Source organism: Stenotrophomonas sp. 99219_Sma, assembly GCF_056480785.1.
Genome location: NZ_CM151117.1, coordinates 4304319 through 4325157, shown reverse-complemented (window position 1 = coordinate 4325157; position 20839 = coordinate 4304319). Strand labels below are relative to the sequence as shown.

Sequence of the window (20839 nt, the reverse complement as noted above, 5' to 3'; positions counted from 1 at the left end):
ATGGCCCACGTCGAAACCTCGCGCGCCGGCAATGCGCACGGCTCCACCAAGTCCTACCTGATCGGCTTCGTGCTGTGCGCGCTGCTGACCGTGGTGCCGTTCGCGCTGGTGATGAACCCGGTGCTGTCGCGGCCGCTCACGCTGTTCCTGCTGGTCGGCTTCGCGGTGGCGCAGATCCTGGTTCAGCTGGTCTATTTCCTGCACATGGACCGCAAGTCCGAAGGTGGCTGGAACCTGGCCAGCTTCGTGTTCACCCTGGTGATCCTGTTCATCGTCGTCGCACTGTCGGTCTGGATCATCTGGAGCATGCACTACCACATGATGATCAACTGACCGTGGCTGGGGTGATCGGCATGGACCGCGCGATCACCCCGGCACCTCCGTCCTCTTTCCCCCAAGGGCAGGCCTGACCGAGACCCCGCCCGCGTATGCGTTGGTGGTACCCGTGAAGCGTCCTGCTGCTGTTGCCCGCTGGTTGTTCTCCCCCCGTTTCCGCCTGCCACTGCTGGCAGGACTGGCCGTCGGCCTGCTGGCCGGCTGCAGTGCGCAGTCGCGCATGGACTTCTACTCGAAAGACATCGCCTGCGAAGAGCTCGGCCAGCAGTGGTCGATGCCCGACAGCCACGGCACCGTGCGTGGCCCGAAGGACCTGCAGGGGCAGGTGACCTATCTGTTCTTCGGCTTCACCAGCTGCCCGGACGTGTGCCCGACCACCATGGTCGAGCTCAGCCAGGTCAAGCACCTGATGGGCAAGGATGCCGACCAGTTGCAGGTAGTGTTCGTCAGTGTCGATCCCGCACGCGACACGCCCGAAGTCGCCCGCACCTATGTGGAAGCGTTCGACCCCAAGGCGATCGCACTGGTCGGCAACGAAGCACAACTGGCCGCGATGGCCAGCGACTTCAAGGCGTTCTACGAAAAGGAACCCGGCCCGGTGCCGGAGACCTACACCATGAGCCATATCGCCGGTGGCTACGTGTTCGACCGCCAGGGCCGCCTGCGCCTGTTCGCGCCCTATGGCATGCCGGTGGACAAGCTGTTCTCGGACGTGCAGCGCCTGCTGCTGGAGCCTGGCCATCCGGCCGCCGGCAACGGCCCGCTGGCCAGCTGCCACCTCAAGCAAAGCGACACGCTCGCCGCCCGGTAGGTGTCGAGCTTGGTCGACACGCGGTGAATGAATCTGGTGGATGCCGACCGTTGGTCGGCACACCCCCACACACCAATCCCCCGGCCGGCCAGGAGAGCCAACCGGCCAGGGGCACCACTCAACGCCTTACTTGGTTTCTTCCCACTGCACCACGTCCGGCTCGGCCGCCTTGATGCCGGCGGTCGACAGCAGCTTAGTGGTCGCATCCAGTGCCGCGTTCACCGACGGATACTCCACAATCGCGCGGCCCGAGGCCTTGGATACCTTCACCACGGTGCCGCCGGTGGCGGTGGCCGCACGCTGGGCGGCGGCCGCATCGGTGAAGAACACCTTGACCCGCGAGGTCGCCACGATCGGTGCGCCATCGTTGGAGACAGCGGCCGCAAATTTGCTGGCACCGGCATCCGCACGTGCGGCCACACCGGTAGACGCATCCGTGGACCGCTTGCTGCGGGTGCCGACGGCCGCCGCGCTGGCATCAGCCCCGGTGGTGATCCGGAACTGGCCGCCGCTGGCCTGCTGCACGGTTGCCGACGGTGCCAGCTGGAAGCGCGAGCCGCCCACATTGAACGAACGGCCAGTGGCCTCCGCCTTCAACTGCTGCGTGTCTACGGTCGACAAGGTCTTCGCCGGAGGTGTCTGGCCCGAGCTCTGTGCCCAGGCGGTGGTGGTCATCGCCGCGAGGGCGAGGGTGCTCAACAGAATGGTCGTCTTCATCATCAGTGCCCCAGAACGCGGATCTTGAAGAATTCGAGGTTGCCACGCGATGCAGCGTTCGCGGCCTGCCCCAGGTCGGTGACTTCCAGCGTCCAGGTGCCCGTGGCGTTCTCATCCAGGAAGGCATTGCTGGACAGCAGGTCCCAGTTGGTGAAGTTGCGCTGGACACCATTGAGGCCAGAGCCGATGGCGGTGAATGCCGGTTGCACCACGCTGCGGGTGCCACTGGGCGAGATCAGCACGAACTGCAGCTGGCGGGTGTTGCTGTGGTTGACGCGGAAGCCGAGCTGCACGCTCTCGATGTTGCGCGCACCGTTGGCGAGCTGGAAGGTCAGGCGCGCCGCGGCCGCCGAGGTATTGCCGATGGCCACAGTGCGCGTCGTGTTGCGCCAGCCACTATCCACCAGTGCACCCAGCGGCTGGAAGTCCTCTGCGACCTGTACCGCGCGTGCTGCATTGACCACACCGAAACCGTACCAGTTGCTGTAGGCACGGCCGGCGGCATTCACCGTCCAGCCCGGCACCAGCACGCGGCCGTCGGAGTGGGTCACCGCTGCCCGGTTCGGATCGGTGCGGGTGGCGGTGGTGGCCAGGATGTACTTCACATCGCGGTAGGACAGGTTCGGGTTGGTCTCCAGCAGCAGTGCCGCCACGCCCGACACCATCGGCGTGGCCGCCGAAGTGCCGTTCATCTTGCCTGTGTAGTTGCAGGTGCTGTCGATGGCAGACTGGTCGCCGTCCAAGGTGTTGCGCAGGCTCGTGTTCTTGTTGCTGCCCTGCGCGCAGCCGGTGACATCGGTGGTGAGGATGGCCGGATCGTAGCGGATCGCCAGCTGCCCCGGCACGACCTGCCGCTGCCAACCATTCTCACCGCCGAAGCCGGACACCCACAGCGCCGAGCCGGTGGACGAGTAGGACGAGCGCACGCCATCGGCGCGCACGGCGGCAACGGTGATCACGTTGAACAGGTTGTTACGCGGGTCGCGGCCGGCCGGAATGCAACCCGTGTTGCGGTTCTTGGTGTCTGCCGAGCAGATGTCGGTGCCATCCGAGCGTGCGCCGTTGTTGTGGTTGTTGCCGGCGGCCTTCACGTAGATGCCACCGCGGCCGCCACGGGTGCCGGACATGGCCTGCTCATAGGCGGCGATGTCGTTCTGGCTGTAGGCCAGCGGCAGGTTGGGGTTGCCCGGGCTGGAGCCCCAGCTGTTGTTGAAGACCCCCACGTCGGCCACTTCGGCGCCGTCCCACCACGAGTACTCGATGTTGGAATTCGAATTGCCCTGGGCATTGGAGGCCAGGAAATTGAAGCCCTTCAGGGTGGCCGCCGAGGCCACGCCGCGCACGCCCAGATTGTTGGCACCTACTGCACCTGCGATGCCGCCGACCATGGTGCCGTGATTGTCGCGGTCGGGATTGGACGGTGAAGGGTTGTTGCTCTGGTTGGCGAAGTTCTTGCCGGCGACCGCCGCAACGTTGGCGGCCAGGTCCGGGTGTGCGATCTGCAGGCCGTCATCGACGATGGCGATGGTGACGCCCTGGCCACGGATGCCATTGCGGAACAGGCCATCCACGTTCAGATCGTTGCCAGCCACCGGCAGGGTATCGCCCAGTACGGCCTGTCCGGTGTTGAGCAGATGCCACTGACGCCCGGCCAGCGGATCGGCCTGTTGGGCCTGGGCGGTGACGGCCAGGCTGCCCAGCACCAGGGCAGTGGCAAGGGCCAGGCGCGCGGAGCGCGGTGGCGCGGAGCGTTGCGTGTGTCGCTTCATACACGAATCCTTCTGTTGTGAATCGGCATGGCAGGACGGCGGGGCGGAACTGCCCCATCGCAACGAGCCAAACGCGACACAACGAACAACCCCCTACCTCTTCACACTCCCAATCTGCAGATGTGCCGATTGCGTCACAAACGCTTATGCCGTGGGGTAATGACGACTGCAGCGGCCCGCATCTGGTAGGTGCCCACCTTGGTTGGCACGCGTATCGACACATGGCGTGGATCTACCCGGCATCATCGCGCCCCCTCACATCCGGCTGTGCTACTACAGCCCGTGCACTCTTCCGCATCGGAGCACGATGATGGTCAACCCTCTGGCCCAGGCCCATCGCGGCCTCGGCACCACGCTGTTCAGCCTGTTGAACCCGATACCCTTCGGCTTCTTCGTCGGCGCGCTGATCTTCGACGCGATCTACCTCAACAGCGCCGAGGTGATGTGGGGCAAGGCCGCCGCCTGGCTGATCACCTTCGGCCTGCTGATCGCCATCATTCCGCGCCTGATCAACCTGTTCGCGGTCTGGCGCCGCAACGGCACCGCCACCCGCATCGACCGCATCGACTTCTTCCTCAACCTGGTCGCGGTCGTGCTGGCCATCTGGAACGCCTTCGTGCACAGCCGCGATGCCTATGCCGTCGCGGTGCCGGGCACGATCCTGTCGGCGCTGACCGTGGCCCTGATCGCACTGGGCCTGATCCTGCTGTCACTGCAGCCGCCGGTGCTGCAGGGAGGTCGTCATGGCTAAGCACATCCTGCCTACCGTGGGCGCCCTGGCGCTGGCCGTGATGCTGTCGGCCTGTGCCGGCAAGGCCGAATACCACCCCACCGACCAATCCGGTGCGAAGCCGCCTCTGCCGGCACCGAAGAACTTCCTGATGCCGCCGATGCAGGTGCCGCGCGGCGTGGGTTGGGCCGAGGGCCAGTCACCCACGGTGGCCGAAGGCCTGAAGATCGAACGCATCGCCGCCAACCTGCAGCATCCGCGGCGATTGTTGACTCTGCCCAACGGCGATGTGCTGGTGGTGGAGGGCAATGGCCCCGGCGAAGAACCGGTCACCACGCCCAAGCAGTGGATCGCCGGCAAGGTGAAGGCACGCTCGGGCAAGGCCGGCAAGGGCGGCAACCGGGTCACCCTGCTGCGCCGTGCGCCTGGCACTTCCACGTGGACCCAGCACGTGTACATCGAAGGCCTGCATTCGCCGTTCGGCATCCAGCTGATCGGTGACACGCTGTACGTGGCCAACACCGGCAATATCGTGCAGTACCACTACGTGCCGGGCGAGACCCGCATGTCCGACAAGGGCCGCGAGTTCACCGACCTGCCCAGCACCATCAACCACCACTGGACCAAGGAACTGCTGGCCAGCCGCGATGGCAGCAAGCTGTACGTGGGCGTGGGCTCCAACAGCAACATCACCGAGAACGGCCTGGCCGTCGAGTACCGCCGCGCGGTGGTGCTGGAAGTGGACGTCGCCACCCGTGGCAGCCGCATCTTTGCGTCGGGCATCCGCAACCCGACCGGACTGGACTGGGAGCCGAGCACCGGGAAGCTGTGGGCGGTGGCAAACGAACGCGACGAGATCGGTGCCGACCTGGTGCCTGATTACCTCACCTCGGTGAAGGAAGATGGCTTCTACGGCTGGCCCTACAGCTACTACGGCCAGCACGTGGACGAGCGCGTGCAGCCGCAGCGGCCGGACCTGGTGGCGAAAGCCATCACGCCGGACTACGCCATCGGCTCGCACGTGGCACCGCTGGGCCTGCTGTTCTACACCGGCCAGGCACTGCCGGCGCAGTACCACGGCGGCGCCTTCATCGGCGAACACGGCAGCTGGGATCGTTCGCCGCTGAGCGGCTACGAAGTGGTCTACGTACCGTTCAAGGACGGTAAGCCGACCGGGCGGCCGCAGACCGTGGTCAGTGGTTTCGCCTCGAAGGACGAGAAGACGCTGATGGGCGCGCCAGTGGGCATGGCCATGGATGCCGAGGGTGCATTGCTGGTCGCCGATGACGTGGGCGACGTGGTGTGGCGGGTGTCAGCCAAGTAGTTCTGTAGCGTCGAGCCACGCTCGACTGCGTTGGATCTGGCCCTTGTAGAGTCGAGCCATGCTCGACTGCTTTTGCCAGCAGCAGTCGAGCATGGCTCGACTCTACAGAAGACCATAAGCAGCCGAGCCTGGGCTCGGCTCTACATTTCCGAAGGTGCCGCGCGCAGCCCACTGAACACCGACTCGGCAGCAAACCCCACGCCACCCAGCAGCACGCCGAAATACACCACCGTAGCCACCACGAAACCATAACCAGCCGCCACCGCCGCACCATCGCGCTGGATGAAGCCGATCGCAAACGACATCAGCGCCAGTGCCGGCAACGTATTGCTGAACGGAATCGGCCCGGCCGGCGCCATCAGCAGCAGGGTCGCGAACACCAGCATCAGGTTGTTCAGGCGCATCATCTTCTTCGAGCGCACCATCACCGCCAGCCGCATCGGCCGCGACAGGCGCTCCATGCGGTGCACCCATTTCAGCGCACGGCCCAGGTTGGCCTTCAGTTTGTCGGTGGCGATCTCGCGGCGCGCCAGTTTCTGCGGCACCCACAGCGGGCGGTTGCGTACGCGGCTCAGGCCGATCAGCAGGATCGAGGCACCAAACACCGTACTCAGCCCGGGAATCGACACCGGAATGATGAAGATGGCCGAGAGCAGGATCACGATCAGCAGCAGGCCCTCATCGCCCAGCGCGCTGAGCAGGGTACCGACGCTCACCTGGTCGCCGGGCAGCTCGTCGATCATCTGCTCGATCTGCTGGGCCAGGGGCGCGCTGTCATTGGTTTCGGGGGCACGGTAGGTCATGCGTCGCAAGGTTCTCCAGGGAAGGGCGGTCAATGGGCCGTCCTGCGGTGGGGGACGCACAGGCTCCCGCAGTATCCCGGCCAACGTGGGCAAAGAGGTGAACCGGGCATGAGGGGTTAAACTGGCGTGCCCCGCACGAGTTGAACGCAATGGACATGGGCCGCAGGCAATCGACCATCGAACTGGTCGCCATCGACATGGATGGCACCCTGCTGGACCCCAGCCACACGCTCACCGCGCGGGCCAAACAGGCGATCGCGCAGGCGCGCGCGCTGGGCGTGCACATCGTGCTGACCAGTGGCCGCCCGGTTCCGGGCCTGGAACCATTCCTGCACGAGCTGGGCATCACCGGCGACGACGACTACTGCATCGCCTGCAATGGTGGCCTGGTGCAGCGCATCGGTACGCGCGAAACCGTGGTCGAGTATCCGCTCAGCTTCGACGACTTCCTGTTCTGCGAGCAGGTGGCCCGCGACCTGGGCGTGCATTTCCAGGCGCTGGACAGCCAGCGCATGTATACGCCCAACCAGGACATCAGCTACTACACCGTGGCCGACTCGCATCTCTCGCGGATGCCGCTGTCCTATCGCCGCGTGACCGACATGGACCCGTCCATGTCGTTCATCAAGCTGATGATGATCGACGCGCCCGACGTGCTGGATGCCGCCATCGCGCGCCTGCCCAGCGAACTGACCGAGCGCTTCGCGGTGCTGAAGAGCGCACCGTTCTTCCTGGAAGTGTTCGACCACCGCGCCGGCAAGGGCCCAAGCCTGCAGAAGCTGGCCGAGCACTTGGGCATCGACCGCGCCAACGTGATGGCCATCGGTGACCAGGAGAACGACCTGACCATGCTGCAGTACGCCGGTACCAGCGTGGCGATGGGCAATGCCATCGACGCGGTGAAGGCGGTGGCGCGGTTCGAGACCACCAGCAATGCCGACGAAGGCGTGGCGCGCGCCATTGAGCGTTTCGTCCTGCAGTAACAGCGCGTTCCTACGCCCTGGTAGGTGCCAACCTTGGTTGGCGCACGCACACCGTATGCGCCGACCAAGGTCGGCCTCTACCATGTCCCATCCGCCCTGGTAGGTGCCAACCTTGGTTGGCACACGCAGACGGCAAGCGCCGACCAAGGTCGGCCTCTACCGGGTCCCGTCCGCCTCGGTAGGTGCCAACCTTGGTTGGCACACGCGCACCGTATGCGCCGACCCAGGCTATACCCACGTATAACCCACCCATCCCCATCGCCATCCGCGCTGTACCACCGCGCAATGGCGAATGCGGCACTGCGATGCAAGAATTTCGCACGTCGAAATCACCCCATCGAATCCCACGGCAGATGATCGCCTTCGTCTGCTGACCGGCGCGCACCGCGCCGTCACTCCTTCAACGCAATCGCATCGCCAGCCAGGGCGCCGACACCGGTGCTGCAACGCGCTGGGCGTGCGCCTGCGCCGCTCTCTCCCTGCAGCTGGATCTGCCCATGAACACCCCACCCACGACGCGCCTCGCTCTGGCCATCATCACGGCCATCACCGCACCTGCGTACGCCGCAGAAACGCACGATGCCACACATGACACCCCCACCACCTTGAACGCGCTGCAGGTCATCGCCACGCCACGCGGCGCGGCCGTTGCGCCTACCCAGGTGGTTGGCCCCAACCGCTACATCATCAAGGCTGAAGACCTCGACGCGATGGTCACCGGCAACAATGGCCTGGCCATGCTCAAGCAGGTGCCGGGCGCCAGCTACACCGCCACCGATGGGCTGGGCCTGGATATCTCGGCCACGAGCCTGTTCGTGCGCGGCTTCCGCATGAACGAAATGGGCATCACCTTCGAAGGCGTGCCGCTGAACGACAACGGCTTCCTCTCGCTCACCGGCACCAGCGTGGTGAACGTGGGCGTGCCCGATGGCATCGGCGCGATCACGGTCAGCCCCGGTGGCGCACCGGTCAGCGTGTTCTCCAGCAGCGTCAACGGCGGCAGCCTGGAATACCGCCTGCGCGAGCTGCAGGACACGCCCAGCCTGCGCGTGAAGCAGGGCGTGGGCAGCAACAACACGCTGGTCACCACCGTATCCGGGCAGAGCGGCCAACTCGGTGAGCACGGTCCGAAGGTGCTGGTCGACCTGCAGCGCGTGTCCGCCGACAAGTACCAGGGCGAGGGCACCCAGAACTTCCTGCGCGGCGACCTGAAGCTGCAGCAGGATGTCGCCTGGGGTGACTTCACCGTGTTCCTGTCCGACAGCAAAGCCAAGGTCTGGGGCTACAACAACATCTCCTTCGACATGATCCGCAAGCTGGGCTGGAAGGCCGACATCTTCTATCCGGACTATGCGTGGGCCTGGTACGTCGCCTCGCCGGAGAACGCCGACAAATCCTGCGGCGCCTACACCTGCGGTGAGCTGTCCGAACTGATCCCGTACGACACTGGCCAGATCACCCGCGACCGCGTGTCCTCGATCAACCATCGCTTCCAGATCACCCCGGCGCTGAGCGGCAACGTGCAGCTGTACAACGCCAACAGCCACACCCAGGCTACGCTGACCGACCCGACCGTGCCGTCGCCAAACGGCGCACCGTTCTCCGAACAGGTGCAGACGCCGCGTGTGAATCGGCTGGGTGGCATGGTCAACCTGCAGTTCGAGACCGGCGCGCACACCTTCACCGCCGGTTTCTGGCAGGAGAAGAGCAAGGCCGCAGCCAAGACCGAGTGGTACCAGCAGCCGCTGCTTGGCGAGGGCCCGCCGCTGAAGGCCACCGGTCCGTTCGATGTGTACGGACCTGCGTTCAAGACCGACAACGCATCGAGCTGGGTGACCCGCTCGCGCCAGTTCTACCTGCAGGACGACATCGTGTTGAACGACACGCTGAAGCTGGGTGTCGGCTTCAAGGCCGTGGACTTCCGCACCAGCGGTGGCGGCCTGGGTGATGCCAAGGATCGCCCGGTGAACGGCACGCTGCGCGCGAAGAGCAACTTCCTGCCGCACGTCTCGCTGTTCTGGAGCCCGACCGAATCCACCGACGCCTTCATCGACTTGGCCAATACCATGAACGGCTATCGCGTGGCGCAGCGCGGCAACATCGGCTACACCGCCTCCGCGTGGACCATCACCGACCAGGAAGAGTTCGACCGCGTGGCCGGCACGCTGCGCCCGGAGAAGAACTGGAATCTGACCGTCGGCGCGTCGCATCGCTTCGACCGGCTGACGATCACCGGTGACGTGTTCTACAACGACATCCGCAACCGCCTGCTGTCGGCCGCCATCGGCACCCAGTTCGCGCAGATCAACACCGTGCGGTTGATGCCGAAGATGCACGTGATCGGCGCCGACCTCGGCATCACCGCCGACCTGACCGACCACCTGCAGTTCTACCAGGGCGTGGCCGTGGCCCGTTCGTACTACGACAGCGATTTCGTGGTGGGCGACACGGTGTACCCGATCAAGGGCAACGCCCAGCCGGGCTATCCGCAGATCTCGCTGGTCAGCGACCTGTCGGCGCATTTCGGCGACTGGCGCTTCGGTGCCACCAGCACCTCCTACCTGCGCCAGCCCTTCACCTACGAGAACGACATCCGCGTGCCGACCTTCTGGCAGGTCAACACCTATGCCGCCTACCGCTTTGGTGCGGACAGCACCGTGCCGGGCCTGGAGCTGCGGCTGGACGTGAGCAACCTGTTCAACCGCCACAACATCGGCACCGCCACCATCGCCGGCTCGTCGTTCTCGGGGGATTACCAGACCCTGCAGCGCAGCGCGCCCCGGCAGCTGATGTTCAGCACCTCGATGACCTTCTAAGTAGATCCACGCCATGCGTGGATGCACCTGGCGGTCCCCAGGCAGGTGCCCAGATCCGTCCACAAACCCGCCTTGCGCAATCAACAGGGATTTTCTGGCGGCGACGCAAGGTTCCCACAATGTTGCTGGTTCATGCTGTCGGCATGGCTCAGTACAACCCCCGATCACCGTTGTTCGGCATACGGAGTCATGGACGGCCCCGGCAGGCGCTGTCCGTGGCGCCTGTGATCGACCTGCAGGCCGAGTACCAGTTCTGGCACGTGTACGAGCGCGTGGTCCGTCCGTTGCCCGGTGGGGGGCTGCGGCTGGCCTGGCTGGTGTGCCAGAAGGTGTACCGGGACCGGTGGCAGCACCCGCACGACAGCGACGAGGCGGCGTTGTCGCGGGTGTTGTTCGGCGGGAACATGACGGCTGACCGGGCGTCGGAGCTGGCGGAGCTGCACGCGCTGGTCAGCCGTCGGGTGGCGTTGCTGGCGAGACGTGGGCGCGTGGATTCCGCGGCGTGATGTGCGGGGAGACGCCCTTGGCGTGGGGTCGACTGTTAGTTGTGATCTCTCTGTAGGTTGTTCATCCGGGACATCTTTGGAAAATGGTGGTTACCACACCGTTCCAGTCCCCAAAGAGCCCGGATGAACAATCATAAAAATGCCCGTTTGACGCCGTTTAGTCGAGCGCTTCTGGTCCGCCGCATCCTCCACGAGGGCCTACGCCCGGAAGAAGCAGCTCAAGCGTGTGGCGTAAGTGTGCGTATGGCCTACAAGTGGCTGGCCCGATTCCGCCAGTTCGGGGCACCGGGCCTGGAAAACCGCAGCTCACGGCCTCACCAGACGCCGCATGCCACACCTGCTCCGGTAGTCGAGCAAATCAAGGAGCACCGCCGTAAACGGCAGACCTACCTGACCATCTCCAAGGCGCTGGGGGTCGGCCACAGTACGATTTCAAGGCTGATGCGCGCCCACGGCCTCAATCGGTTGTGTCGGCTTGATCCGCCCAAGGAGGTGATCCGATACGAATACGATCAGCCCGGAGGGCTGCTGCATCTGGACATCAAGAAGCTGGGCAACTTCCAGCGGCCAGGGCACAGAACCGATGCCAAGCGCAGGGGAAACGCCGCCGGCGGTGGCTGGGGCTACGTCCACGTGGCCATCGACGATCACTCCCGGGTCGCCTTCAGCAGCGTCCACCCCAACGAACAGGGCGAAACCGCCTGTCAGGCGTTGCTGGGCGCTCTGGAGTACTACGCCAGCCTGGGAATCACCTTCAAGCGGATCCTGACCGACAACGGTGCCTGCTATCGCTCTACCGCCTTTGCCAAGCTGCTCAAATCCCTTGGGATCAAGCACATCAGAACCAAGCCCTACACGCCGCGGACCAATGGCAAAGCCGAGCGCTTCATCCAGACCAGCCTGCGCGAGTGGGCTTACGCCTGCGAGTACGCATCCTCGGACCAGCGCAATTCCGTGTTGAACCAATGGCTGCACCACTACAACTGGCACCGTCCCCATATGGCGATCGGCGGCCAGCCACCTATCTCAAGAGTACGGTTGAACAACGTAGTGGGTTTACACAGTTAGTCGACCGCTCTTTGCATCTACTTCACAGAAGGCCGCGCTTCGCACGCGAGTCGACCAACGGTCGACTCCACCAAGAGCCAACCCGACCGGAATTTCTAAGGCTTCCCCCGATCCAACTGCCGGTAACCGATCGCCTCAGCCAGATGCGCCGTCTGGATCACCTCGCAACCCGCCAGATCCGCAATCGTGCGCGCCACCCGCAGAATCCGGTGCATCGCCCGCGCAGAAAGCTGCAGGCGCTCAATCGCCTGCTCCAACAGATCCTGATCGGCCTCGCTCAGTTTGGCACAGGCACGCAGCGCAGCCGGCGGAAGATGCGCATTCAGCCCGCCACGCGCCTGCTGCCGGGCATAGGCGGCTTCCACCCGTGCACGCACTGATGAACTGGGCTCACCCAGCGGCGTGCTCTCGCGCAACTCCACCGCATCCATGCGCGCCACGCTGATATGCAGGTCGATGCGGTCCAGCAGCGGGCCGGAGACGCGCGCACGGTAGCGGTTGATGCGCTCATCGCTGCACAGGCAGCGGTTGCTGCGGTCACCGGCCCAGCCACACGGGCAAGGGTTCATCGCTGCAACCAGTTGGAACCGCGCGGGATACTGCACGCTACGCGCCGCGCGGGCGATGCGGATGTGGCCGGATTCCAGCGGCTCGCGCAGGGTTTCCAACGCGCTGCGGTTCCATTCCGGAAGCTCGTCCAGGAACAGCACGCCGTGATGGGCCAGCGAGATTTCACCGGGGCAGGGTGGGTTGCCGCCACCCACCAGCGCCGCCGCACTCGCACTATGATGCGGCGCTCGAAAGGGCCGCTGCCGCCATCGTCTTGGGTCCACCCCATCGCCACTCACCGATGCAATCGCGGCCAGCTGCAGCGCCTCAGTCTCTTCGGTATCCGGCAACAGACTGGGCAGGCGCGAGGCCAGCAGTGTCTTGCCGCAGCCAGGGCTGCCGATCAACAGCAGATGGTGTCCACCCGCGGCGGCCACTTCCAACGCGCGCCGTGCATGCGCCTGCCCGCGCACGTCGGCCAGATCGGGCAGCGGTAACGGCGTCGTGTCCACGCGCTCTACGGGCGGCAGCAGGCGTGGGTTCCCCAACCCAGCGCAGCATTCCAGCAGCGTGCGCGCCACTCGCACATCAGCGTGCTCGGCCAGAGCTGCTTCTGCCGCATTCCCGGGTGGTACCACCAGAATTCGCCCGGCTTCGGCTGCCGCAATCGCTGCTGGCAGCGCTCCAGCCACAGGCCGCAGTTCACCGGTCAGGCCAAGCTCGCCCAGGAATTCGTACTGCAGCAGTGACTGTGGATCGACCTGACCGCTGGCCGCCAGAATGCCCAGCGCAATCGCCAGGTCGTAACGCCCACCTTCCTTGGGCAGGTCGGCGGGCGCGAGGTTCAAGGTGATGCGCCGCTGCGGGAAGTCGAAGCGCGCGCAGAGCAGGGCAGCACGCACGCGCTCGCGAGATTCGCGCACGCTGGTCTCGGCCAAGCCCACGATCTGCGTGACAGGCAGGCCGCCAGAGAGATGCACCTCCACCCGCACCAGTGGGGCATCGACCCCGGCGCGGGCACGGCTGTGGACTAGCGCCAGGCTCATGTGTGGTTTCCTGCAGACGGGCGCTTGATGGTGCGGCGGCGGTGCGTCGATCACCATCGGAGTACTCCGGCGGTGTATATAGGATTTGTCCGGCCAGCCACTACGTGTGGTTCAGTCGTCGGGACAACGTCAGATATGTCGTTCGGCAGACCTCATCAACTCAACAATGTTGTCGAGGAGGGAGATCGGAAGGTTGCGCGATGCCGTCAACATGTGGGCTTCCATCTGCAGGCGCATACCTTCAGGCTTCCCACCATCGGCGATGGTGTTCCCCGTAATCAGCCAAGATACGCTCACGCACGTGACCCTGCTCAACGCATGCAGATGGTCGATAGACGGCACGAAGCCTAGTTCGCGTTCCCAGTGGCCCACCGTCGCCCGGTTTACGTTCAGGGCTTTGGCGAGATCGGTTTGAGATAGCCCGTTGCTGATACGCGCAACGCGGATCCGGGCGGACAGTGAATCAGTGCGGAACTCCATGAATACTCCCCTTCCTATGCTCCCTTGCACAGGGCGTGCGGGGAAGTGTGTGAGCGCCAATACAGATCGTCAATTCTGTAGCAGTTCTACATATGTCGGTTCTCGCACGAATACCTTCTTGAATGCGCTGAGGACGCTGCTTCTGACACGTGGCGATACGGGATGAACGCCGCGTCCTCCCTATCTTTGGCCAAGACGTTAGCGACAGTGACGTCCTTTCGGGGCCAGCACGCAAGCGCAAATTCAAGCACTCGATTGGTGATGGTTGCCCTCTGCACGTAGTGAAAGCTGGGGCGCAACCGCCCGCGCGCGGCGGAAGCTGTGCGCGGCACAGCAGCGAGGTTGCAGCTGGATGCCGGCGGGCCGTTGAATCAAGTTGAGCCACAACGCTGATCACGTTCGCAGCTCAGAAGATCAAATGCCCACCATTACATGGAGTAAAGAAAAATGACCCAACGCACTGCTGTAAAGACTCTCTCGTCCCTCACGCTGATCATTGCGGGTGTCGCGGCAGCAGGTTCGGCTTCTGCTGCTGCATCGAACGGAGATTTCGCCAATGACATTGCGGCATCGACGTCCATCCAGGCGGATATGCAGTCTCTGAGCATCAGTGAGTTCAGAGACGAAAAATCCGCGCTTCTCGCAGATGGGCACCATCACTCCGATTCATTCGGATCCCATCACCATCATGACACGGCGAGCAAGCAGATGGCATTTGCTTCGCGCATTGCCGCGGATTCCCGATTCGACGTCTGAAGAGAGAGGGGCGGGGATCTCTCCACCCCTTGCACGTGAATCACTGTCATGCAGCGCCTATGGAGGCCGGAGGTGGCTTCTTGTCTTCGGCCTCAAAGTGGATTTGAAGGGTGGATAAGAGCGGCCAGGAGCAAGTGGCGAGGACGGCGATCACCACATGGAGTAGGAGAATGAGTTCGATGGCCCAGGCCCAACCGCCAGATGTAAAGAACCCGATCTGCCTGATGGAAATCGCAGATGCAACAGAAAGCATGGAGTCGGTCGTCGAGGGCATCCTCTGGTCAAGACTCCGCAGGATGAGAGCGCGACTTCAGGAAGTGCTTGCCGACCAGCAGTACGGGGCCATGGCTCGTGTCATGCACCAGATGTACCAGTCAATCGGTGCCGATCACCAAGCCCGCGTACTGCTCAGTTCCGAGTTCTGTGAGCAGTATCTGTGCCTGGAGTCCGCACGGAAGGGTAGGCTGGAGGCGGGAGCCGACGAGCAGGAGAGGGCGGAGGAACAGGCCCGCGCGCTTGGCGCGCTGCACGACATCATCGCTCGGGAGAAGTCGATCGCCGAACTGGCACAGGGACGGACAGGCAGGTACCTGAGGGAGGCGCGGCAGTGGCAGCTCTACAGTCCGGTTGGAGACTGCGTTGCGGAGAAGGATGCCACGGGCGTGTGGACCCTTCGGCAGTTGCCGAAGCTGGGTGACTGTATCGCGTTGGATCTTGAGAGCCCACCGGCGCGGCATCATGAGCCACGCTCTGGAGTGCTGAGCCAACCGTGCCTGCCGCTGACCGATGCGGAGCGCGAGCATGTCTCGCGAAAGCTGTCAGACGCACTGGCGGCGATCGATAGTGCAGAACCCATGTACGGCCTTCTCATCCGCAACTTCGTCCGGCGGATCACCGTACGCAAGTCGGCAGACGTCACCTCCGATGAAGCCGGCCGCTACGGCTCGGAGCATGTGCCGAGGCAGCCGGGTTCCATTCGACTGCTGAACACGCATAACCCTGAACTTCTGGTTGAGGCATGCATGGAGAGCATCATGCATGAAAGCACCCACAACTATCTGGCCGCATGGGAGCTGGCCAACGGATTCTTCGTTGCCAATGACTACCAGCATCGTGTCGTATCTCCCTGGTCCGGGAATCCCATTCCCAACTCCTCCTACATCCACGCTGTCTTCGTCTACTACGTGTGCCACCGCTTGCTGAAACGTCATCTTGAAGTCTCGCCGGACCTGGGTGAAACCGCCAAGCGCCACGTCCAACGTAGGCTGGCCGTCTGCGCTGCCGGCTTCCTGATCGAGCAGGATCTCAGTGGTCGGTTGATGACCAAGGACGCCATCAATAGTGAGGTTGGGCAGATGATCGATCGAATGCAGGCCGAAATGAAGCGGCAGTATCGCTATGGGGAGTGGCAGCAATGAGCAGAACGGTCGTCATCCATGCGGATCACCTTGACCCGGTCGCCCTGCGGGCCGTGGCTACAGGTGTCCCTGCCATGCACATCGATGAACTGATCCCGGTAATGGAGGGCCAGCCCTGGCCCGAAGTACTTCGCTTGAGCCCAGGTGCGCATCTCGAGCGTCTTTTCCGCGGAGCCAATGTGGTGAATCGGGTCTTCTCACTGGCAGGAACGCAGATCGAACAGTTTTTGGCCGAGCGCGGAGTGGACGCCCGCTGGTTCCATATCCGCCTGCAGCCGCTTCTGGCGCTGGGGGTGAGCCTCTGTCACGACACGGGCACGCGCGGTGTGTCCCGGTGCCTGGCTCCATTGAACGTGCAGTGGTTTGAACTCGAACGCGCTCTTCCAGGCGCGAACACGCCTGACTTCGCCTACAGTTTTGGCTACGAAGAACCAGACCTGTCCCGCATCGAAGACCCCATGCAGAAGTCGGTATGGTCACTTTTTGACTGGCGGCAGGAACGGCAGCTTGATGATGAAGAGCGCCGCAGACACCAGTTCCACGTTTCCAGGCCGAAGGGCGTCCCCGTGATCGCGTGGTTCCTTGGGCGGGGCTACAACGGAATCCACTTTCCCCGTGGAAGCCTCGAGATCGATGATGGTGTGTGCGAGCGGCTGACGCGAGCGGCCGCTCGGGCTTTCCGTTCCGAAGCGGGAGAGATGCTCCTGTACGTGGCGGATGAGGCAGTCACCTTCCACGCATTCTCCCCTTACCTTCGTTCCGTCGCCGCCGATGCTGCTGTGCGGGACGCGTTGGACGCATGGTTGCTTGCCGGCAACGCAGGAGGTGCAAATGCTGCTTGAGAGGCTGAGCACGCTGCGTGAGTCCCTGGGGTGGGTCTACGGGAGTGAGGACCTGTGCGTACTGCTGTACTGCTTGGTCAAGCGGATGCGCCCGAGCACCGTGGTCGAACTAGGAACAGGATTTGGCGTCACTGCCGCCTGGATGGCCGGTGCGCTGAGAGAGAACGGTGCCGGAGTCATTCACACCTACGACAATGGCTCGCACTTCTCCAGCGAGCCAGGCATCAGGTTTGTGGAGGGCCTGCAGGGGCCGTTTGCCGATCTGCTGCGGGAAAAGGCGCAGGACTATCCCGCTTTCCTGAAGCACGTATTCCAGTGGGCCGGGGTCGAGAATCACGTTGTCTCCAACTGGCAGGAAATCGGCTTTGCCGATATTGCCCGGGCCCCCCGCCTTTGACGGCGGAATAGACATGGTCTTCTCCGACTTCAATCACTCCCAGGACAGCATCCAGGCCTTGCTAGCGGCGTTTCTGCCGCGCATGGCGGAAAGCGCCTCGATCTTCATCGACAGTGCCTCTACCCAGCGGCTTGGTTACCTGACCCTGGAAGCCGTTGTGGACGCCCTGAATCAGAACAAGATACCCAGGGCGTTCATCAAGGATCGCAGCGAGAAGGGCATCGAAGCGATCCTTCGGATCGTCCAGCGCTCGCGCTTCCGCCTGATGCATCTGCTGGAAGCCCGCGACAGGGCGCAGAACAGCACAGCGTGGATCTCGATTGAACCGGTGGACGTGATTCCGACTGCGGCCACATTCCTGCATTAGAGAGACGTATATGTTAGGCCATTACTTTGCGCTGGCCCGCACAAGGCTTCTGGAAACCAAGGGGATGAGCGCCGCGTTGATCCTGGCGCTGGGATTGGGCATCGGCGCGAGCATGACGATGTTGACCGTCGTGCGGACAATGACGTGGGATCCACTGCCGGGGCGAAGCGAGCATCTCTATCACCCCTTCATCGACGCACTCCCCACCTCCTACGACGTCAGGCCTGGCATGGACCCGCGGGTGGCCCTTACCTGGGTAGATGCCCAGAACCTGCTGCGGCAGGCCCCGGCCTCCCATCAGGCCGCGCTGGCATCTGCTCGTCTATTGGTGGATGCGCAGCGCAGCGTGCAGATTCCATTCTTCACGCAAGGGCAGTATGTCACTGCGGATGCGTTTGCCATGTTCGGCATCCCAGTGGTGCAGGGCAGGGCCTGGACGCGTGAAGATGATGCTGCCCACGCCCGGGTTGTCGTGCTGGGTCAGGATCTGGCTGCTCATTTGGGCGGTGAAGGCCTGGTGGGTACGACTGTTCGGCTGGGTGGCCAGGCATTCACGGTGGTGGGTGTTGCCGGTCCGTGGAGCCCGCGCCCACGGTTCTATACGGACCTTCAGCAGGACGTGTTCAAGGGGCGCGAAGACTTCTTCATACCGTTAGGTGTCGCGGCAGAGATGCAGATGACGGTGTCCAACAGCGTCTTTTCATGGAGTGGTGACAAATCCCCCAATCGCCTGCAGGACGCTCGCACGTCGTGGATCCAGTTCTGGGCCGAGTTGCCTGACGCGGCCAGTGTCGAGCAGTACGAGCGCTTCCTGGGCAACTACGCACGTGCACAGCACCAGGCGGGAAGGTTTGACAGGACAACTGCACCGCGGATGGTGTCCCTGAAGGACTTCCTGGTCGAGCATCGCATCATCCCCAACGAGGTGAAGCTGCAGTTGGCGCTGTGCCTGGGGTTCCTGATCGTTTGCCTGCTGAACATGAGTGCCTTGATCTTCGCCCGCTTCATCCGCCGGTCCCATGAAATATCGGTCCGTCGGGCGCTGGGTGCGCGTCGGCAGGACGTCATCCATCAGCTCTGCACTGAAGCACTGATCATCGGCGGCTTGGGCGGGGCGGTAGGGTTGATCGTTGCAGAGGCCGGCCTCTACCTTGTGCGGACGCAGCCGGAAGACTACGCCTCGCTGGCCAACATGGATCTCAGCATGGCCGCTCTCACGATGGGCCTGGCGTGTGTCTCCAGCGTGATCGCTGCGTTCTTCCCTGCGCTGCGCGCTACCTCGGGCCGTCTGGCCATGCAGATCAAGGCGTCAGAATGAGCATTGCAGAAGTTCCCCTTGTCGTCCGCGCGCTCACCCGCAACCGCGTCATCGCGTCCATTCTTCTGGTGCAGGTGCTGGTTGCCACCGCGTGCGTGACGAACCTTGCGTTTCTGCTGTCCGAGCGGCTGGGAACCCTCACCTACAAGACGGGCCTGGAAGAGGCGAACCTGGGCGTCATCGAGACCGAGTACCTGGGGCCTGCAGCAGCCAACCCTGCAGCCTCGATCAGGACCGACCTGGAGGCCATCCGGCAACAGCCAGGCGTCGAACAGGTAGTCGCAGCAGAGTCGCTTCCCCTTTCCCAGCGCAGCTGGTCGGTGGGATTCACCAACAAGGTGCTTGAAGGCAATGACATCTCCGGTATCGTCGAGGCAGAGCCGACTGTCTACACGGCATCTTCGCCAGCAGTCCAGGTGTTGGGCCTGACCCTTGTTGCCGGCCGTGACCTGTCTGCGGGAGCGTTCGTGCCGATGGAGGCCAGCGCCGACTATGCCGGGCTCTACAAGGCAAGCGAGGCCGTTGTCTCGCAGGCACTGGCAGACAAGCTGTTTCCGGAAGGCGGCGCAGTCGGCAAGTTCCTGTATGCCGATGCGCAGCATCCCATCCAGGTGGTCGGCATCGTCAAGTCGCTTTCCCGGCCTGTTCTGAAGACCGATGCAGACAATGACATGTCACTCATCCTGCCGCTGATTCCGGACGGGCCTCGCGTGATGTTCGCCATCCGTGCCGCGGATGGGCGGGTGGCGGATGTGATTGCGTCCAGTGAGGCGGCCTTGTCGCAGCGCGACGCAAACCGCACCATCGCCCGCAGCACCTCGTTCCGGGAACTGCGCGCCGACTACTTCCGCCACGATCAGACCATGGCGATAATGTTCCTGAGCTCCGGGTTGGCGCTGTTGGTGGTAACGGCTACGGGCGTGTACGGACTGGCCAGCTTCTGGGTTCGCAAGCGGTATCGTCAGATCGGTATCCGGCGCGCATTGGGTGCCCGGAAATCCGACATCCTCCGGTACTTCCTGGTGGAGAACCTGATTCTCACCGCCACCGGGTCTGTTGTCGGCACCGTACTGGCCATCGGCCTGAACATGGCCGTGGCCCGGTACTACGAGGTGGCCAGGATCGAGACGCCATTTCTCGCCATTGGCGTACTGACCGTGCTTCTGTTGGGCCAGGCCGCAGCATTTGTTCCGGCCCGACGAGCAGCCAAAGAAGCCCCGGTGGCGATCCTGCGCAGCGCCTGACCCGGACGGGTCTGTCATCCGGCCAGTGCTCGCGCCAAAGCACCGTTCCTTACGGCTACGCGATGGCAACTCGGAGGAGTTGCGATAGACAAGGCGTATAACAGGGCAGTGGAAGAAAGGAGTAACCGGCAATGCGATGCATTCGGGTACTAACCCTCCTCTCGCTCATCCTGGGTCTGCTGGGGTGCAGGGACGAGGTGGAGAGTTCAACGTATCCCATGGGTCAGAGTGGAAAGACCTGCACTGCCGACAAGGGCTTTGATCGCCACCCACCTGAAGTGGTTGTTGCCGAGCTTTCCAGACGGGCGTTGGATAGTCGCAGGTTGACTCATAAAACAGTCTGCGGCTCGGTCACCAGTTGGGAGATCCTTCCCGCGGGGGCTTCGATCAATCAGATACCTCCGCCAGATGTTTATGTAAGCGTCCGGCTGAGGGAGGACGGCTCCGTTTCCGCTAGTACGGACCGCCCATGATGTCGGCGCTGCCCCTGATGCTCGAGCATCAGGCCAGGATCACAGGACGGTAGGATTGCTACGTGTGGTGCCGGGTTCGTCGAGTA

The 20839-nt window shown here is 63.7% G+C and carries 20 protein-coding genes; 15 read left to right on the top strand and 5 right to left on the bottom strand.

Annotated elements, in window-relative coordinates:
- Both cyoD and ACZK13_RS19730 read left to right on the top strand, forming a co-directional pair.
- The gene (cyoD, locus tag ACZK13_RS19735) at positions 1-333 is read left to right on the top strand and encodes a cytochrome o ubiquinol oxidase subunit IV (RefSeq protein ID WP_006399830.1); all 333 of its coding nucleotides are present in this window, start codon (positions 1-3) and stop codon (positions 331-333) included.
- 142 nt (positions 334-475) lie between these two features.
- Positions 476-1147: an SCO family protein gene (locus ACZK13_RS19730; protein ID WP_263010110.1), complete on the top strand. Its 672-nt coding sequence runs from the start codon at positions 476-478 to the stop codon at positions 1145-1147.
- Between the two features lie 126 nt (positions 1148-1273).
- Here ACZK13_RS19730 and ACZK13_RS19725 read toward each other — a convergent pair whose 3' ends face one another.
- Entirely contained in the window at positions 1274-1867 is a 594-nt protein-coding gene (locus tag ACZK13_RS19725; RefSeq protein WP_317618058.1) for a S8 family serine peptidase, read from the bottom strand.
- Positions 1867-3633, bottom strand: coding sequence for a S8 family serine peptidase (locus ACZK13_RS19720; protein ID WP_049400824.1), 1767 nt, complete (start codon positions 3631-3633; stop codon positions 1867-1869). The genes ACZK13_RS19725 and ACZK13_RS19720 overlap by 1 nt, the downstream gene beginning before the upstream one ends.
- A gap of 310 nt (positions 3634-3943) precedes the next feature.
- On the opposite strand from ACZK13_RS19720, the gene ACZK13_RS19715 reads away from it, so the two are divergent.
- Both ACZK13_RS19715 and ACZK13_RS19710 read left to right on the top strand, forming a co-directional pair.
- Positions 3944-4384 carry a DUF2231 domain-containing protein gene (locus ACZK13_RS19715; RefSeq protein ID WP_049400823.1) on the top strand — a complete coding sequence of 147 codons (441 nt, stop codon included), beginning with the start codon at positions 3944-3946 and terminating at the stop codon, positions 4382-4384.
- Positions 4377-5687 carry a PQQ-dependent sugar dehydrogenase gene (locus ACZK13_RS19710; RefSeq protein ID WP_253144108.1) on the top strand — a complete coding sequence of 437 codons (1311 nt, stop codon included), beginning with the start codon at positions 4377-4379 and terminating at the stop codon, positions 5685-5687. Before ACZK13_RS19715 ends, ACZK13_RS19710 begins: the two co-directional genes overlap by 8 nt.
- Before the next feature lie 140 nt (positions 5688-5827).
- Here the strand turns inward: ACZK13_RS19710 and ACZK13_RS19705 are convergent, their stop codons facing one another.
- Entirely contained in the window at positions 5828-6490 is a 663-nt protein-coding gene (locus tag ACZK13_RS19705) for an exopolysaccharide biosynthesis protein (protein WP_253144106.1), read from the bottom strand.
- Between the two features lie 149 nt (positions 6491-6639).
- On the opposite strand from ACZK13_RS19705, the gene yidA reads away from it, so the two are divergent.
- From yidA to ACZK13_RS19685, 4 genes are all read left to right on the top strand, one after another.
- Positions 6640-7473 (top strand): sugar-phosphatase, encoded by an 834-nt coding sequence (gene yidA / locus ACZK13_RS19700; protein WP_253144104.1) that lies wholly within the window; start codon positions 6640-6642, stop codon positions 7471-7473.
- Positions 7474-7970: 497 nt separating this feature from the next.
- On the top strand, positions 7971-10289 hold the full coding sequence (locus ACZK13_RS19695) for a TonB-dependent receptor (RefSeq protein WP_253144102.1): 2319 nt from the start codon (positions 7971-7973) through the stop codon (positions 10287-10289).
- A 119-nt stretch (positions 10290-10408) separates the two neighbouring features.
- Positions 10409-10795: a hypothetical protein gene (locus ACZK13_RS19690; RefSeq protein ID WP_317618057.1), complete on the top strand. Its 387-nt coding sequence runs from the start codon at positions 10409-10411 to the stop codon at positions 10793-10795.
- A 123-nt stretch (positions 10796-10918) separates the two neighbouring features.
- Positions 10919-11863, top strand: a complete 945-nt coding sequence (locus ACZK13_RS19685; RefSeq protein WP_478482101.1) for an IS481-like element ISStma3 family transposase — start codon at positions 10919-10921, stop codon at positions 11861-11863.
- 95 nt (positions 11864-11958) lie between these two features.
- Here the strand turns inward: ACZK13_RS19685 and ACZK13_RS19680 are convergent, their stop codons facing one another.
- Together ACZK13_RS19680 and ACZK13_RS19675 are read right to left on the bottom strand one after the other, a co-directional pair.
- Complete coding sequence (locus ACZK13_RS19680) at positions 11959-13458, bottom strand: YifB family Mg chelatase-like AAA ATPase (protein ID WP_253146048.1); 1500 nt, start codon at positions 13456-13458, stop codon at positions 11959-11961.
- Between the two features lie 129 nt (positions 13459-13587).
- Positions 13588-13938, bottom strand: coding sequence for a helix-turn-helix domain-containing protein (locus tag ACZK13_RS19675; RefSeq protein WP_049400816.1), 351 nt, complete (start codon positions 13936-13938; stop codon positions 13588-13590).
- Between the two features lie 447 nt (positions 13939-14385).
- On the opposite strand from ACZK13_RS19675, the gene ACZK13_RS19670 reads away from it, so the two are divergent.
- From ACZK13_RS19670 to ACZK13_RS19640, 7 genes are all read left to right on the top strand, one after another.
- Positions 14386-14694: a hypothetical protein gene (locus ACZK13_RS19670; protein ID WP_032127113.1), complete on the top strand. Its 309-nt coding sequence runs from the start codon at positions 14386-14388 to the stop codon at positions 14692-14694.
- Between the two features lie 170 nt (positions 14695-14864).
- Positions 14865-16112 (top strand): hypothetical protein, encoded by a 1248-nt coding sequence (locus tag ACZK13_RS19665; protein WP_152905172.1) that lies wholly within the window; start codon positions 14865-14867, stop codon positions 16110-16112.
- A 74-nt stretch (positions 16113-16186) separates the two neighbouring features.
- A complete protein-coding gene (locus tag ACZK13_RS19660) occupies positions 16187-16954 on the top strand; it encodes a hypothetical protein (protein ID WP_253146047.1) in 768 nt (255 codons plus the stop codon).
- Entirely contained in the window at positions 16944-17351 is a 408-nt protein-coding gene (locus ACZK13_RS19655; protein ID WP_478482099.1) for a class I SAM-dependent methyltransferase, read from the top strand. The genes ACZK13_RS19660 and ACZK13_RS19655 overlap by 11 nt, the downstream gene beginning before the upstream one ends.
- Positions 17352-17364: 13 nt before the next feature.
- A complete protein-coding gene (locus ACZK13_RS19650; protein WP_279911969.1) occupies positions 17365-17718 on the top strand; it encodes a hypothetical protein in 354 nt (117 codons plus the stop codon).
- A 10-nt stretch (positions 17719-17728) separates the two neighbouring features.
- Positions 17729-19036, top strand: coding sequence for an ABC transporter permease (locus tag ACZK13_RS19645; RefSeq protein WP_253146045.1), 1308 nt, complete (start codon positions 17729-17731; stop codon positions 19034-19036).
- Positions 19033-20280, top strand: a complete 1248-nt coding sequence (locus tag ACZK13_RS19640) for an ABC transporter permease (RefSeq protein ID WP_253146044.1) — start codon at positions 19033-19035, stop codon at positions 20278-20280. The genes ACZK13_RS19645 and ACZK13_RS19640 overlap by 4 nt, the downstream gene beginning before the upstream one ends.
- The last annotated feature ends 559 nt before the right edge of the window (positions 20281-20839 follow it).